The sequence below is a fragment of the Thalassococcus halodurans genome (genome assembly GCF_900108225.1).
In the GTDB taxonomy this organism is placed as follows: Bacteria; Pseudomonadota; Alphaproteobacteria; order Rhodobacterales; family Rhodobacteraceae; genus Thalassococcus; species Thalassococcus halodurans.
The window spans coordinates 717837-733474 of record NZ_FNUZ01000001.1 but is presented as its reverse complement, the minus strand read 5'-3'; the positions used below and the strand labels follow the sequence as shown (position 1 = coordinate 733474).

Here is a 15638-nt window from a genome sequence, read left to right as displayed (position 1 = left end):
TATTTGATCAAATTTTGCACCGCTGCTGAGTCGGTGCAAGGATAATGTTAGATGACACGAATAAAGCTGCCCATGCCAGCCGCATGATGCGACAGCATATGGCAGTGGAACAGCCAATCGCCCGGATTATGGGCGTTGAAGGCGATCTCGATCTGGCCTTGGGATTCGATCAGAATGGTGTCGCGCAGCGGGCCAAGGGTGCCGTCCGCCAGAACTTGGGCGAAATGCATGCCGTGCAGGTGCATTGCGTGGGGGAAGGCGGTGTCGTTGGCCATGCCGATCCGCACGGTTTGGCCCTTGGAAACTGTGATCATCGGCGTATCGGTTCGCCCGACCTGACCATTCAGCGCCCAGAACATGTTTTCCTGCGCCAGTTCACGGCCCGTCATACGCGTGCCTTTATACATAGCGTGATCCAGTCCAGCCATCGCGCCGCCCGCTATCAGAATGGGCAGCGTCTCGGCGTTCGCCAGATCAATCGGGAAGTCGGGATTTGGAGGTAGGGCATCGGGCGTGGGCCGTGTTGTATCGCTTCCGCCGCTGACGTTGAAATGGACAGCCGCATAGCCGCCGTCGCGTTCATACTGGATCAGATAGGCATCGCTGTCGTCGGTGATGTCGACAATCAGATCCATGCGCTGCGCCGATGCCAGCGGGAAGGTTTCGGTCACCGGCTGCGGAGCGATCAGGGGCATGCCGTCATAGGCAACCACATGTGCCGACATCCCTTGCAAACTGAGTTCGAATATCCGCGCGTTCGCGGCCGAGATCAGGCGCAGCCGCAGGCGATCACCGCGTTTGACGTCAAAGCTTTCGTCGATCTTGCCGTTGACCAGCGCAACGTTCCCGATGCGCCCGCCGTGGGATCGGTCAAAGAAACCGTCGAATTCGGGGTCGACCTGTGCCTCATCCGTAAAGCGGATGTCATCCAGCACCAGAACGATATCGCGATCCACATCGGGCGCATCGGTTTCATCGACAATCAACGCGCCGTACAGACCGCGCTCCATCTGTTCGACGGTTTGCAGGTGCGAATGGTACCAGTAGGTGCCCGCATCAGGCAGGGCAAAGTCATAGGTGAACGTGTCGCCCGCTGGAATGGCAGGCTGCGTCAGGCCGGGAACGCCGTCCATCGCGTTGTCGATGCGGATGCCGTGCCAGTGAACAGATGTTGCGGCTGGCAGATCGTTCACCAAATCAAGTGACAGACGCTCACCTTGTTTGTAGCGCAGCGTGCGGCCCGGAAAGCTGCCGCCGAACGACCAGAGGTCTGTTTCCGCATAGGGTTCAGGCGCGATGCGTTGGCGAATTGCCGAGGCCCGAAGCACATCCCGTTGCGTGGCGTTTCCCAACGCAGGAAGCGCGGACAGCGAGGCGGTGCCAAGCAGCATGTTTCGACGGGTGATCATAGCGCTCTCCTGTTTGGTGCAGATGATAGCTACGGCGCGGGCGCTGGCAATGGCTTGCTTGACAATAAGCCGTTCCCGCGACAGACCGCGCGGATGGTCGCGAACCTTATATATGTGGCGCTGGGTGGCGCTTTGGGTGCTGTTGCACGTTATCTGACCGGCATGGCTGCCGTTCGGGTCATGGGGCATGGCTTTCCCTGGGGCACTCTGACTGTGAACATCGTCGGGTCTTTCCTGATGGGTGTTCTGGTCGTTGCATTGGCTGAGTTGAGCGCGACGCGGTACGCACCGCTTCTGATGACGGGATTGCTGGGCGGGTTCACGACCTTCTCGGCCTTTTCGCTGGACGCGATGGCATTGTATGAGCGCGGCGCGATCGGGCTGGCGGCTGGCTATGTGGCCATGTCGGTGGTCCTGTCGCTTCTGGCGCTGGCGGCAGGTATGATCCTGTCACGAGGAGTATTCGCATGAGCGGAGTACAAACACTGACCGTAACCGATGGCGACGCAGGGCAACGTCTTGATCGCTATCTGAAGCGGCTGTTCCCGCATCTGGCCCAAGGCCGCATCGAAAAGATGTGCCGTAAGGGTGAACTGCGCGTTGATGGTGGTCGCGTAAAGGCGAACACTCGGATCGAGGCCGGTCAGCAGGTACGTATCCCGCCGATCCCCGACGCGGGCGAGGTCCAATCGCGGCCCAAGCCCACGGTGTCGGATGCAGATGCAAAGCTGATCCAGTCCTGCGTCCTCTATCGTGACGACTATATCATTGCATTGAACAAGCCTCCGGGTTTGCCGACGCAGGGCGGGTCGAAACAGACGCGCCATGTAGACGGCATGGCCGAAGCGCTGAAGTTCGGGTTTGAGGATAAGCCGCGCCTTGTGCACCGTTTGGATAAGGACACATCCGGTGTTCTGATCCTTGCCCGCACCCGCGCGATTGCGGCCGATTTGACCAAGGCGTTTCGCGCCCGCGACACGCGCAAGATTTACTGGGCCGCCGTCGCAGGTGTGCCGCACCCGACCATGGGCACCGTGCGCTATGGTCTGGTCAAGGCTCCGGGTCACGGCAAGGGTGGCGAAGGCGAAAAGATGCTGTGCGTCCACCCCAACCGCGTGACCGAGGTTGAGGGCGCGAAACACGCCACCACCGACTATGCCGTTCTGACTAGTCTTGCGAAACGTGCGGCTTGGGTAGCGCTGGTTCCGATCACGGGCCGGACGCACCAGTTGCGCGCACATATGGCCGAGATGGGGCATCCGATCATTGGCGACGGTAAATATGGTGGCTCGGGTCAGGAAAACCTTGGCGATGGATGGGGCGCGCAGTTGGGTGGCGAAATCAGCCGCAAACTGCACCTGCACGCGCGGTCGTTGTCTTTGGTGCATCCGGTGACGGGCGCACGTCTGGTGATCACAGCGCCGCTGCCCGAACACATGACCCGCACGTGGGACTATGTGCAGTGGGATGTGCGCGATGTGCCCGCCGATCCGTTCGAGGACATTGAATGACCATGGACCTGAGGCTTGTCATCTTTGATGTGGATGGCACCCTTGTGGACAGCCAGGCCGATATCCTTGCCTCGATGACGGCTGCTTTCGGGGCGATTGGTCTGGATGTGCCGGAACGCCAGACGGTTCTGGGTATTGTGGGCCTGTCTTTGGATCGGGCCATCCGCGCACTGGCACCTGACGTGGATGATGCCAGCATTTCGACGGCGGTCGAGGCCTATAAGACAGAGTATCAGCGCCTGCGGGCCACGGGTGGCACGCAGAAATCGTCGCCTTTGTACGACGGTATCCGCGATGTGCTGGATACGTTGCATGGCCAGCCCGAGGTGCTGTTGGGGGTCGCCACCGGAAAATCCCGTCGCGGTTTGGTCAGTTTGATGGACGGGCACCAGATGGGGCATCTGTTTGTGACCCAGCAATGCGCCGATGATCATCCGTCGAAACCGCATCCGTCGATGGTGATGACCGCGCTGGCGGAAACCGGTGTTGCGCCTGAACAGGCTGTGATGATCGGCGACACGAGTTTTGACATGGATATGGCCAAGGCGGCAGGCGTTGCCGCGCTTGGTGTGACTTGGGGCTATCACAGCCCCGCCAGTTTGAGCGCCGCAGACCGCATCGCCGCGCGCGTGCAGGATCTGCCCGAACTGGTTCACGCGATATGGAGTGACCGAACATGAGCGAATGGGCCCCGAAACGTTTCTGGACCGATGCAACTGTCACCGATGCGGATGGTGGCTTCACCGTTCTGCTGGACAAACGCGCGGTGAAAACACCAGCCAAAGCGCCGCTGATCCTGCCGACACAGGCGATGGCGCAGGCAATTGCCGAAGAATGGCAGGCGCAAACCGATAAAATCGACCCGAACACCATGCCTGTCACCCGCAGTGCGAATGCCGCCATTGATAAGGTGCGCATCCAGCATGCCGAAGTTGCCGATATGATCGCGGCCTATGGCGACAGCGATCTTTTATGCTACCGCGCCGACAGTCCCGAAGAGCTGGTGGCGCGTCAGGCCGAGACTTGGGATCCCTATCTGGCATGGGCCGAAGAGGCGCTGGGCGCCAAGCTTGAGCCCCGGACGGGGGTGATCCATGCGGGTCAGGATGCAGCCTCTTTGACCCGTTTGTCGGAAGCTGTTCACGCCTTTGACCCGTTTGAGTTGACCGCCTTTCATGACCTTGTTTCCTTGACCGGATCGCTGATTTTGGGATTCGCGGCGGAACGTTCGTGGGCCGAATCCTCGTCTATCTGGAGCGCGTCGCGCGTCGATGAAAACTGGCAAATCGAACAGTGGGGCGAGGACGAAGAGGCGCAAGCTACTGAACAGGTTAAGAAACGCTCGTTCGAAGATGCTTTGCGCTTTATACACTTAAGTCGCGGTTCAAACGGATTATAAAAGCGGCATTTTCGGGAAAAATGACTTTTGAGCAGCTGGTCAAAGCCTTTGCCTTGACCTTCTAAACGGAATCCGACCAAACTCTCTCCCACTAAGCGGATCAAACCGCTTTGGAATCCTATGGGCCACTTGGTCCACTGAACCGTTCCATGAAGGGACGGGCCAAACAGGAAGAGGTAAAAATGAAAAAATCCGTAATTCTTGGCGCATTGACTGTCGCTGGCCTGGCGGCCGGTGCTGCTGGTGCGGCCACACTTGATGACGTCAAGGCGCGCGGCAAGCTGAACTGTGGTGTGACCACAGGTCTGGTTGGCTTCGCTGCTCCTGATGCAAACGGGGAATGGGACGGTTTTGACGTAGGCGTCTGCCGCGCTGTTGCTGCTGCTGTTCTGGGCGATCCGGCTGCTGTCGAATTCGTTCCGACAACCGGCAAAACACGCTTTACAGCGCTGGCGTCCGGCGAAATCGACATGCTGGCACGTAACACCACATGGACATTCAGCCGTGACACAGACCTGAAGTTCGATTTCGTAGGCGTAAACTACTACGACGGTCAGGGCTTCATGGTTCCCAAGGCGCTGGGCGTATCGTCCGCGAAAGAACTGGACGGCGCGACTGTCTGCATTCAGACCGGTACAACAACCGAGCTGAACCTGGCGGACTTCTTCCGTTCGAACAACATGGAATACACACCGGTTCCGATCGAAACAAACGCCGAAGCGCAGCAGCAGTACCTGGCTGGCGCATGTGACGTTTACACGACTGACGCATCCGGTCTGGCTGCGACACGTGCCGCGTTCGAAGCACCCGGTGACCACGTTGTTCTGCCGGAAATCGTTTCCAAAGAGCCGCTCGGCCCGCTTGTTCGCCACGGCGACAACGACTGGGGCGACATCGTTCGCTGGACTCTGAACGCGCTGATCGCAGCTGAAGAGCTGGGCGTCACATCTGCGAACATCGAAGAGCTGTCCGCAGGCACAGACAACCCCGAAATCAACCGTCTGCTGGGCACAGAAGGCAACCTGGGCGAGATGATCGGCCTGGACGCTGGCTGGGGCAAAGCAGCGATTGCAGCGGGTGGTAACTACGGCGAGCTGTTCGAAAAGAACATCGGCGAAAACACTCCGATCGCGCTGTCGCGTGGTCTGAACGCACAGTGGACAGATGGTGGTCTGCTGTACGCACCGCCGTTCCGCTAAGACCTAAAAAAGAGCGCAGGGAAACCTGCGCTCTTTTCCCGTTTAGGGACACTGTCAAAACCGGGGGCAGATGATCGGACTTACCGATCGGATTAATGACCGCCGGGCATCTCAGGGATACCATTATGACAACGCTCAGCGACCCGCCTCGCGAGTCGTTCCGGCTATCAATGCTGTTGAACGATACGCGGTACCGGTCTTACACATTCCAATTCATTGCGCTTTTGTGCGTGATCGCGCTGTTTTCCTTCCTTGGCTACAATCTGGTCAAAAACCTTCAGGCCGCAGGATTGAACATCAGCTACAAGTTTCTGGGTGAGACGTCGAACTACGACATCAACCAGACACTGATCGATTATTCATCCCAATCCACCCATTGGCGGGCGGCGGTTGTCGGGGTTCTGAACACGCTTCTTGTTGCGTTTCTGGCCTGTGTGACCGCGACGATCATCGGCGTGGTTGCGGGCGTTTTGCGCCTGTCGAAGAACTGGCTGATCAGCAAACTTATGGCGGTGTACGTCGAAGCGTTCCGGAATGTTCCGGTTCTGATCTGGATCATCATCATCTTTACGGTGATGACCGCAGTTCTTCCGCAGCCGCGTGACTTCCGCGGTGAAAACGCAACAGCGTCCATGTGGTTCGATGCGGTCGCCTTCACAAACCGCGGCGTCTATATCCCGAAGCCCGTGCTGGAAAGCGGCGGTATGGCGGTTGTCATCGTCTTCCTGCTGTCCATCGTGGGGGTCTTTGCCTATCGCCGCTACGCAACCAAGCTGCTGTATGCGACAGGTAAAATGCTGCCGACAGGCTGGCCGACGCTGGCGATCCTGTTTGTGCCTGCGCTGCTGACATACTTCGTTCTGGGCAAGCCCATTTCGCTGGAAATGCCGGTTCTGGCGGGCTTCAACTTTAAAGGTGGGATCAACATTCTCGGGTCCTTGATTGCGCTGTGGTTCGCCTTGGCGATCTACACAGGTGCCTTCATCGCGGAAAACGTGCGTGCCGGTATTCAGGCCGTCAGCCGTGGCCAGACCGAGGCCGCTGCCTCCTTGGGTCTGCGTCCGGGCCGGATCATGAACCTTGTGATCCTCCCGCAGGCGCTGCGCGTGATCATTCCGCCGCTGATTTCCAACTACCTGAACATCACCAAGAACTCGTCCTTGGCGATTGCGGTCGGCTACATGGACATCACAGGCACACTGGGCGGCATCACGCTGAACCAGACAGGCCGTGCGATCGAAGCGATCCTGCTGCTGATGGCGTTCTATTTGGCGATCAGCCTCGCGATCTCGTTCATCATGAACATCTACAACTCGAAAATGAAGCTGAAGGAGCGCTGATATGTCCGACACACACCAGCATTCAATCCGCTTCGTGCGTGAATCCATGTTGCCCGAGCAAGAGCCGCCGGCAACGGAACGCGGGGTGATCAAATGGATGCGCGAGAATATGTTCTCGAACATTCCGAACGGCATCCTGACATTGATCGCGCTTTATGCCGTCTATGCAATCCTGTCCGGCCTGCTTCCGTGGCTTCTGAACGGGATCTGGGATGCGCCATCCATTCGCGCCTGCCGTGAAATTCTGGATGGTCAGACAGGCGGCTGTTTCGCTGTTCTGACTGAACGTTGGAACCAGCTTCTGTTCGGGTTCAAATATCCGAACCATCTGTACTGGCGCCCGACAGTGGCCTTTGTTCTGCTGTTCGTCGCCATCGCGCCCGTGCTGTTCTACAACACGTTCCCGCGTCAGATGCTGATCTTTACCGCGCTTTACCCGTTTGTGGCCTACTGGCTGATCTGGGGCGGTTCGATCCTTGTGCCTATCTTTGCGCTGGTCGGCTTTGGTGTGGGCTACATTGTCTACAGCAAATACGTCGCGCAAAGCTTTGCGATGGGCTTTTTCGGCGGGATCGCCGGTGCCTTGGTCACATGGTGGCTGACAGGCATGATCCCGGTCGAAGGCGTTCTGGCAATGGAGGCGGTTCCGTCCCGTGACATGGGTGGGTTCATGTTGAACCTGATCCTGGGTACGGTCTGTGTGTCCTTGTCGATCCCGTTCGGTATCGCGCTGGCGCTGGGTCGTCAGTCGGACATGCCGTTCATCAAGTGGATCTGCGTGGTCTTCATCGAGTTCATCCGCGGCGTGCCGCTGATCACCCTGCTGTTCGTAGCAAGCGTGGTTCTGGCCTACTTCCTGCCGCCGGGTACGAACTTTGACCTGATCCTGCGCGTGATCATCATGATCACCATGTTCGCATCGGCCTATATCGCCGAGGTGATCCGTGGTGGTCTGGCCGCACTGCCGAAAGGTCAGTACGAGGCCGCCGACAGCCTTGGCCTTGATTATGCGCAGTCCATGCGTCTGATCATCCTGCCGCAGGCTCTGAAAATTTCGATCCCGGGTATCGTGAACGTTGCGGTTGGTCTGTTCAAAGACACCACACTGGTTTCCGTTATCTCGATGTTCGATCTTGTCGGTATGATCCGCGGACCGATCCTAGCGTCGACTGAATGGAACGGCGTGTATTGGGAACTGTTGGGCTTTGCGTCTTTCCTGTTCTTCATCACATGCTACGGTATCTCACAATATTCCCAGTGGCTTGAGCGGCAGCTCAACACGGACCATCGTTAAGGAGGCAACCATGACTGAAGCTGCCCAAACTCAAATGACCGTCTCGGATGAAGTTGCGATTTCAATCGAGAAAATGAACAAATGGTACGGCACGTTCCACGTGCTGCGGGATATCGACCTGACCGTCTATCGTGGCGAACGGATCGTTATCGCGGGCCCGTCAGGCTCCGGTAAATCCACCCTGATCCGCTGCATCAACGCGCTGGAAGAACACCAGCGCGGGCGGATCACCGTGGACGGCACGGTCCTGTCATCGGATCTGAAAAACATCGACAAGATCCGGTCCGAAGTTGGCATGTGCTTCCAGCACTTCAACCTGTTCCCGCACCTGACCATTCTGGAAAACTGCACGCTGGCTCCGATCTGGGTTCGCAAGACACCCAAGAAAGAAGCCGAAGAAACGGCGATGCACTTCCTTGAAAAGGTGAAGATCCCCGATCAGGCCAATAAGTATCCGGGCCAGTTGTCCGGTGGTCAGCAGCAGCGTGTGGCGATCGCCCGTTCGCTGTGTATGCGTCCGCGCATCATGCTGTTCGATGAACCGACATCGGCGCTTGACCCCGAGATGATCAAAGAGGTTCTGGATACCATGGTCGAACTGGCCGAAGAGGGCATGACCATGCTCTGCGTGACGCACGAGATGGGCTTTGCCCGTCAGGTGGCGAACCGCGTGATCTTTATGGATCAGGGCCAGATCGTGGAACAGAACGAACCCGAAGAGTTCTTCAATAACCCGCAGAACGAACGGACCAAACTGTTCCTCAGCCAGATCCTGGGTCACTGATCCAAAGATCTGCACGCGCCTTTACCGGCACGTCAAACAATACAGAAATCCCGGCACATGTTGCCGGGATTTTTCTTTTGGGTGTGTCTAACTTCGTGTCTGTTGGGGCCAAGACGTCACGCGGTATCCAACCGGTATTTCAGAAACGTCGAGCCGTCATAGGTGATTTCGGTGACAAAGGTGGCACCAAGCCGTTTGAGCGCGCCGAGGTTTTTGCGCGACGGTGGAAGCAGAAAGGTTATGAACGGAATTCGATCATCGGCTTTAGCAAACTCGATTGCTTTTCTTGACACGCGGGATCCCAACCCAAAAGCAGAAGGCTTGAGCACAAGTCCATAATCCCACTCATCCCCTTCCTTTTGAAAACCACCCCACCCGACATATTGGCCGTTATCCAATATTGCCCAGTGTCCAAGGCCATCTCGGTGCCAGCACGCCTCTTTAGCGGTGACAAAGTTCGCGGTGGCGCGCTCATCCCATTCAAAAGTCAGAAGGGGCATATGCTCTGCCACACGAGGATCGGACATGTGATGAATGATCTCGGTCGGATCAATCTCGGTTAATCTTGTAAACGTAATGTCGTGCTTCAACTGAATGCCCACTTGATCTGAATATCCTGCCAGTTAAGCAAAGGCCTTTTTGCGGACAACGAAGAAAGGCACATGTCACCTTAATTTGAGTGCCATGTATTGGCTCCAAGTCGACCCACCAAAATTAAAGAGAAAACTTTTTCATTTTTTCTGAAACTCTTTTCCGCGGGCTCCCGTGTCTTGGGTACAGCCGGCCGATGGTGGCCGGGAAAAGTACACAGGAGTTTACTAATGAAATTTGCAATGATCGCCGCTTTGTTGACTGGTTTTACAGGTGCAGCCTATGCAGGTGGCCACGCGATGCAGACCGTGGATGCCATGGATCAATCCGTTGAAAATGGTGTCGTAAGCGCGGAAAACGTTGTCGCGAGCCAGAATGGTTGGCTGGTTGTTCACCGCACAGGCGACGATATGAAGCCCGGTCCCGTGGTTGGCCACGCCCCGCTGCGCAAGGGCGAGAACGCCGATGTCGCCGCGATCCTGACAGAAGACGTCGCTGCTGGTGACAAGCTGATGCTGATGATCCACGGTGAAGACGGTGGCATGAGCACAGGCATCTTCGAATACACATTGGGTGCCAAAGAAGACGGCCCCGTACGTGTCGACGGCGAACTGGTGATGACCGTCATAACAGCTCAGTAACCGGTTTCCGGTAACGAGTACCCTGTAGTGGGGTAATCAGTATCGGCCGCGCGGGCTAGGTCAGTTCGCGCGGCACGACAAAGTCTTTGACCGTTCCTTTGTCGAAATCGATCCAGCTGTTCAGGTCGAAATCAACCACCAGCGTTGCGCCTGTCGGATAGTCCTCGAACCGGTCATGGTTGGGGGCTTCTTCAACGATGTCCGATGCAAAGTAGGCAATGCCCGGATTATGCGCGATGATCAGAACGGTGTCGCCCGTCGCCGCCTGTAGCGCATGGCGCAGATCGGCGCGTTCGGCCAGATACAGCGGTTTCGGGAAATGCGTCGGCGCATCGGGTATATCCAAGCGCTGCAAGGTTTCCTTGGTGCGGGCCGACGGCGAACACAGGACCTCATCTGGGTGCAGATCATTGTCTTTCAGCCATTTGCCCAAGGCTGTCGCGCTGGCTTGGCCGCGCTTGTTCAAAGGCCGGTCGAAATCGGGCTGATCCATTTTCCAGTCGGATTTTGCATGACGCATCAGGATCAGTCGTTTCATACCTCGTCCCCTTGGTTTCGGTTAGTTTCCCAGAAAGGCACGCATGTGGAAAGCGGCCTGTTCGGGGTGACGCGTAAATTCTTGTGAAACGGGGCAGGCACGGCGGACAAGACAGCCGTCTTCGCGGCAGTTCTGGCCGGCGTCTGTGCGCAGGTAGGTTTTGCAACGCGGCACATCATAAGGCTGTCCAGGCCCCATCGCGCCCACAGGGCAGGCGGTGACACAGGGCTGGTCGGTGCAGGTATCACAGGGGTGTTGGAAGGCGTCGGGCCGCGTAACGGTAAAGGGCAGGGCGATGGCTCCCCGAAACGACAGGAACAGACCCGCGTGGTGGTGCACCAAAAGGCCGACAGGGGCCTCCCACGCCTCGGCGCAGTCGGTGGCCCATTTGATAAAGGGCGGCCACGGCGGGCCGTCTGAGGGGAAGATCGCAGAGCCACCCCAGTCATGGGCCAACGCACCGATCACCCGCTTGGACCACGCGTCCATCGGATCGGCGACGCCTGTGCGATATTCATCGGAAGCTGCGAATAATGGCCAGAAACGCGGCTCATCCGGCCCCAGAAGGACCAGAGTTTCCGTGCCCTCGGGCAGAACCGCGTCGGGATCAGGGGCAAACATGCCGCGCAGGCGCAGCCCCGCAGCCTGTGCCGCCTGATCCAACGCGTCTGGAGTCATTCCTGCGCTGTGTATTTGGGCAGGTCTTTTTCGCGGATCAGAGAGCCTGCGCCATGGGCTGTGAACAACTCGAGCAGGCAGGCGTTCGAAACACGACCATCAAGGATAACAACGCCACGGACGCCTTCTTCCAGCGCTTTCAGGGCGGTTTCCGTTTTGGGGATCATGCCCCCTGCGATCACGCCTTCTTCGGTCATGGAGCGGACGTCTTCGGGCGTCAGCGCTGTCAGAACCTCGTCCGCCGCATTCTTGACGCCGGACACATCGGTCAGCAGCAAAAGCCGCGCCGCTTTCAGCGCGCCAGCGATGGCACCTGCGGCTGTGTCGCCGTTCACGTTGAACGTTTCTTCAGACAGTCGGCCTGTGGCAACGGGGGCCACAACGGGGATAATGCCCGCGTCCATCATATCGCGCAGCACCTGCACGTTCATTTCAACAGGGCGGCCTACCCAGCCCAGCTCGGGATCATCCGCTTCGCAGACCATCAGATCGTCGTCTTTGCCCGACAGGCCAACCGCGCGGCCACCTTCATCCATGATCGCCTGCACGATGCGCTTGTTGACCAGACCGGTCAGCACCATTTCGACAACCTGAACCGTGGCTTTGTCGGTCACACGCTTGCCACGCACGAACTCCGACTTGATGCCAAGCTTATCCAGCATCTCGTTGATCATGGGGCCGCCGCCGTGGACAACCACTGGGTTCACGCCAACCTGCTTCATCAGCACGATATCGCGGGCGAATGTGGCCATGGCTTCGGCGTCGCCCATCGCATTGCCGCCGAATTTTACGACGACCGTCGCGCCGGAATAGCGCTGCATGTAGGGGAGCGCCTCGGAAAGGGTCCGTGCTGTTTCGTGCCAGTTAGCGTTCATTTTTTGCGTCTTCATGTTTTGGTCCGCACAAAGGGTTCTTTGGCGGTTATCGGACGTGGCGATGTTGGGTGCAAGGGGCGCGTCTTAGGTCAGCGATGCAATGATGCTGCGCAGCGTCGGAATCCCGTATCCTTTTTCCGACGATGTCAGCACCAGTTCAGGGTAGGCCGCCGGATGTTTCGACAGCTTCTCGCGGACCTGAACCAGCATTTTCTCGCGGTCTTTGACGCTGATCTTGTCTGCCTTGGTCAGCACAACCTGAAAGGTCACCGCGCTGCGATCCAGAAGCTTCATGATCTCTTGGTCGACGGCCTTGATGCCGTGGCGCGAATCCACCAGCACAAAGGCGCGGCGCAGGGATTGACGGCCTGACAGATACCGCTTCAACAGCTGCTGCCATTTTTCGACGACAGCAACGGGCGCATTGGCATAGCCATAGCCCGGAAGGTCGACGAGAAAGCGTTCATCGCCCAGCGTGAAGTAGTTGATTTCCTGCGTCCGGCCCGGCGTGTTCGACGCACGGGCAAGACCCTTGCGACCTGTCAGTGCGTTGATCAGGCTGGATTTGCCAACGTTCGAACGGCCTGCAAAGCAAACCTCGATCCGGTCGTCGGGCGGCAGGCCGTCCATGGCGACAACGCCTTTGAGAAAGTCGGCGCCACCCGCAAAAAGCTTGCGTGCTTTTTCCAGTGTCAGTTCGTCAGGCTCTTCGGCCAAAGGGAACGGGAGTTGTGTCATAGCGAAATCTCATCCCCGATTGCTACGGTGCCGGACTGGGTGCATTCGACGTTTACCGTGAAATCCCGATGGCCCCAAGTCTGAAGCAGCGCCAAGGTGGCAATGTCACGTTCGCCGGTGTCAGGATTGGCTTCGGTCGCGCGGCAGCGTTCCATGGGTTCGCGGACGGCAAACGTTGCGTCGCCGATGGTGATGTCCTTGCCGACCCAGTCGAATTCTTCCCACGGGGCAAGGCCATCAAGCCAGACGTTGGCACGGAACCGGTGTTCGGACACGGGGCGGCCCAGTTTGTCAGACAGCGCACGAAGCGAGGCCAGATTGCCAACCGAAATAGACTGAAGGCGTGAATCGGTGATGCCGCGCGTTGTGCGGTAGACCGATGAGGGGGCAGGGCGGCCTTCGGCCACCAGCGGGGCGACCCAATCAATCAACGTGTTTTGGTCCTGGTCGGGATTGACGGTGATCGTCGGTCGATCTGGGTGGGACAGTGTGACTGTGCCAGCGTCTTCATCCAGCTGTGCAGAGACAGCCATCAGCTTGGGCGATCCCGCCGCGCGAATGAAGTTGCGGCAATGCTGCCAGCCGTCGCCTTCGTAGACCGCGTTCGTGTGGGCGATGCCCCAAACGCGGTCCCACGGTGTTGTTTTGCCAGCTTCAAAGGATATGCGGTCCGCGCTTGCGCGACCGACCGCTTTGATCGGATAGCGCCAAAGCGCGGAAACGCGTCCCATTAGGCCTTGTCCTTACCTTTGCCGAGCTTGAGGCTCGACTTGATGTTGCCGAACACGTCGGGGGTGTACCCCTGCGACCGCATGATCAGGTACTGCTGGGTAAAGGTGATGGTGTTGTTCGCGATCCAGTACACAACCAGACCCGATGCAAAACCGCCAAGCATGAACATGAAGACCCACGGCATCCACGCAAAGATCGCGGCCTGTGTCGGATCGGCGGGGGCCGGATTCAGTTTCTGCTGCAGCCACATGGAGATACCCAAGAGCAGCGGCAGGATACCGATAAAGATCAGCGCAACGATCGAACCAGCCTCGGGTGCGCCCCAGGGCAGCAGGCCGAACAGGTTGAAAATCGATGTCGGATCCGGCGCGCTGAGGTCCTGGAAGGGGCCAAAGAACGGCGCGTGACGCAGTTCCAGCGTGACGAAGATCACTTTGTAGAGCGAGAAGAAGATCGGGATCTGCATCAGGATCGGCAGACAGCCGGAGGCAGGGTTCACCTTGTTCTTCTTGTAAAGCTCCATCATGCCTTGCTGAAGCTGCTGACGGTCGTCGCCCGCCTTTTCCTTCAGCTTCTCCATCTCGGGCTGAAGCTCTTTCATCTTGGCCATCGAGACGTAGGATTTGTAGGCCAGCGGGAACAGGATGGCTTTGATCATCAGCGTTAGCACGATGATCGACACACCCATGTTGCCGATCAGCTTGTTCAGCTCGTGCAGAACCCAGAAGATCGGCTTGGTCAGGAAAAAGAACCAGCCCCAGTCGATCGCGTCAATAAAGCGGTCAACGCCCGCTTTTTCGTATTCACGGATCGTTTCCCATTCCTTCGCACCGGCGAACAGGCGTGTGGTGACTTCGGTTGTCTGGCCCGCGCCGACTGTAACTGTCGGCAGAACGGTTTCGGTCTGATAGATGTCGCGGGTTGCGTTGTATTTCGACGCCGCACGGAACGCGCTGCCCGGTTCAGGGATCAGCGTGGACATCCAGTAGTGGTCGGTAAAGCCGATCCAGCCGTTTTCGGTAACCTGCAGAACTTCGGCCTGCGCACCTTCGGACGGAACAACCGGCAGATCGACGATATCGCCATAGCCGATTTCCGTCAGCTCGCCGTCCGCCATGATGCTTGCGCCTTCATGCAGGATGAAGAAGTTCTTGGCGTCAGCGGGTTCGCCGTGACGTGCGATGATGCCATAAGGCGCAAGGGCGACAGTGCCAGCCGCTTCGTTGACTACCTCTTGCGTGATGTCGAACATGAAGTCGTCGTCAACAGCGATGGTGCGACGGAACAGCAGGCCTGCGGGGCTTGTCCATTCCAGAACCGCCGGCGCATCAGGTGTCAGCGTTCCGGTCGAGGCCTGTGTCCAGACCGTGTTCGGGCCCGGAACGTCATCGATGCCAAGGCCGCTGCCCGGTGCCCAGCCGTGAAGCGCGTAGAACGCGTTTTCTTCACCAACGGGTTTGAACAGGTGAACGATGGGCGAGCCATCTTCCAGCGTTTCGCGGTAGTCCTTCAGTTGCAGATCGTCGATCCGGCCACCCAGAAGCGAGATCGAGCCAGCCAGACGGGGCGTATCGATGTCGATGCGGGGCGCGTTGGCCTCTTCGGCTTCGGTGTTCTGCACCTCGCTGGCGCCTGCCACTGCGGTCGGTGTGTTCGCAACGCCGCCTTCTGTGACACTTTCGGTCACGGCAGGGGCGTTGGGATCTGTCGGCTCTGCTTCCGGCGGGGGGAACAGCAGGAACCATACGAGGATCACAATAAAGCTGAGCGCTGTCGCGAGGATGAGGTTCTTGTTCTGATCGTCCATGAGGGACTGCCACCCTTGGTTTTTAAACTTGCATGGGTTCAACAGTCGTCGTCGTCCAAGGTCAACCCGATTCCCGTTCACATCGTGCCGCAATCGCGGAAT

17 protein-coding genes are annotated in these 15638 nt (G+C 58.2%); 9 read left to right on the top strand and 8 right to left on the bottom strand.

Features of this window, described 5'->3' with window-relative positions; translation table 11 throughout:
- Positions 1 to 47 precede the first annotated feature (47 nt).
- Positions 48 to 1409: a multicopper oxidase family protein gene (locus C4S59_RS03620; protein ID WP_103909083.1), complete on the bottom strand. Its 1362-nt coding sequence runs from the start codon at positions 1407 to 1409 to the stop codon at positions 48 to 50.
- 93 nt (positions 1410 to 1502) lie between these two features.
- On the opposite strand from C4S59_RS03620, the gene crcB reads away from it, so the two are divergent.
- From crcB to C4S59_RS03580, 8 genes are all read left to right on the top strand, one after another.
- On the top strand, positions 1503 to 1880 hold the full coding sequence (gene crcB / locus C4S59_RS03615; RefSeq protein WP_103909082.1) for a fluoride efflux transporter CrcB: 378 nt from the start codon (positions 1503 to 1505) through the stop codon (positions 1878 to 1880).
- Complete coding sequence (locus C4S59_RS03610; RefSeq protein WP_103909081.1) at positions 1877 to 2920, top strand: RluA family pseudouridine synthase; 1044 nt, start codon at positions 1877 to 1879, stop codon at positions 2918 to 2920. The genes crcB and C4S59_RS03610 overlap by 4 nt, the downstream gene beginning before the upstream one ends.
- Entirely contained in the window at positions 2917 to 3600 is a 684-nt protein-coding gene (locus C4S59_RS03605) for an HAD-IA family hydrolase (protein ID WP_103909080.1), read from the top strand. Before C4S59_RS03610 ends, C4S59_RS03605 begins: the two co-directional genes overlap by 4 nt.
- Complete coding sequence (locus tag C4S59_RS03600; protein WP_103909079.1) at positions 3597 to 4319, top strand: ATP12 family chaperone protein; 723 nt, start codon at positions 3597 to 3599, stop codon at positions 4317 to 4319. Before C4S59_RS03605 ends, C4S59_RS03600 begins: the two co-directional genes overlap by 4 nt.
- 182 nt (positions 4320 to 4501) lie before the next feature.
- Positions 4502 to 5518 carry an amino acid ABC transporter substrate-binding protein gene (locus tag C4S59_RS03595; RefSeq protein WP_103909078.1) on the top strand — a complete coding sequence of 339 codons (1017 nt, stop codon included), beginning with the start codon at positions 4502 to 4504 and terminating at the stop codon, positions 5516 to 5518.
- A 125-nt stretch (positions 5519 to 5643) separates the two neighbouring features.
- On the top strand, positions 5644 to 6858 hold the full coding sequence (locus C4S59_RS03590; RefSeq protein ID WP_103909077.1) for an amino acid ABC transporter permease: 1215 nt from the start codon (positions 5644 to 5646) through the stop codon (positions 6856 to 6858).
- A gap of 1 nt (position 6859) precedes the next feature.
- On the top strand, positions 6860 to 8152 hold the full coding sequence (locus tag C4S59_RS03585; protein WP_103909076.1) for an amino acid ABC transporter permease: 1293 nt from the start codon (positions 6860 to 6862) through the stop codon (positions 8150 to 8152).
- A 10-nt stretch (positions 8153 to 8162) separates the two neighbouring features.
- Positions 8163 to 8936, top strand: coding sequence for an amino acid ABC transporter ATP-binding protein (locus C4S59_RS03580; RefSeq protein ID WP_103909075.1), 774 nt, complete (start codon positions 8163 to 8165; stop codon positions 8934 to 8936).
- A gap of 116 nt (positions 8937 to 9052) precedes the next feature.
- On the opposite strand, the gene C4S59_RS03575 is transcribed toward C4S59_RS03580, so the two are convergent.
- Positions 9053 to 9526, bottom strand: coding sequence for a GNAT family N-acetyltransferase (locus tag C4S59_RS03575; RefSeq protein ID WP_103909414.1), 474 nt, complete (start codon positions 9524 to 9526; stop codon positions 9053 to 9055).
- A 231-nt stretch (positions 9527 to 9757) separates the two neighbouring features.
- Here C4S59_RS03575 and C4S59_RS03570 point away from each other — a divergent pair, with 231 nt between their 5' ends.
- Positions 9758 to 10168 carry a DUF7282 domain-containing protein gene (locus C4S59_RS03570; protein WP_103909074.1) on the top strand — a complete coding sequence of 137 codons (411 nt, stop codon included), beginning with the start codon at positions 9758 to 9760 and terminating at the stop codon, positions 10166 to 10168.
- 55 nt (positions 10169 to 10223) lie between these two features.
- Here the strand turns inward: C4S59_RS03570 and C4S59_RS03565 are convergent, their stop codons facing one another.
- The 6 genes from C4S59_RS03565 to yidC form a co-directional block, all read right to left on the bottom strand.
- Positions 10224 to 10706: a SixA phosphatase family protein gene (locus C4S59_RS03565; RefSeq protein WP_103909073.1), complete on the bottom strand. Its 483-nt coding sequence runs from the start codon at positions 10704 to 10706 to the stop codon at positions 10224 to 10226.
- 21 nt (positions 10707 to 10727) lie between these two features.
- On the bottom strand, positions 10728 to 11384 hold the full coding sequence (locus C4S59_RS03560; protein ID WP_103909072.1) for a ferredoxin: 657 nt from the start codon (positions 11382 to 11384) through the stop codon (positions 10728 to 10730).
- A complete protein-coding gene (gene argB, locus C4S59_RS03555; protein ID WP_103909071.1) occupies positions 11381 to 12274 on the bottom strand; it encodes an acetylglutamate kinase in 894 nt (297 codons plus the stop codon). The genes C4S59_RS03560 and argB overlap by 4 nt, the downstream gene beginning before the upstream one ends.
- Positions 12275 to 12343: 69 nt before the next feature.
- Positions 12344 to 12997 carry a ribosome biogenesis GTP-binding protein YihA/YsxC gene (yihA, locus tag C4S59_RS03550; RefSeq protein WP_103909070.1) on the bottom strand — a complete coding sequence of 218 codons (654 nt, stop codon included), beginning with the start codon at positions 12995 to 12997 and terminating at the stop codon, positions 12344 to 12346.
- The gene (locus tag C4S59_RS03545; RefSeq protein ID WP_103909069.1) at positions 12994 to 13728 is read right to left on the bottom strand and encodes an MOSC domain-containing protein; all 735 of its coding nucleotides are present in this window, start codon (positions 13726 to 13728) and stop codon (positions 12994 to 12996) included. The genes yihA and C4S59_RS03545 overlap by 4 nt, the downstream gene beginning before the upstream one ends.
- Positions 13728 to 15536 (bottom strand): membrane protein insertase YidC, encoded by a 1809-nt coding sequence (gene yidC / locus C4S59_RS03540; protein WP_103909068.1) that lies wholly within the window; start codon positions 15534 to 15536, stop codon positions 13728 to 13730. The genes C4S59_RS03545 and yidC overlap by 1 nt, the downstream gene beginning before the upstream one ends.
- Positions 15537 to 15638 lie beyond the last annotated feature (102 nt).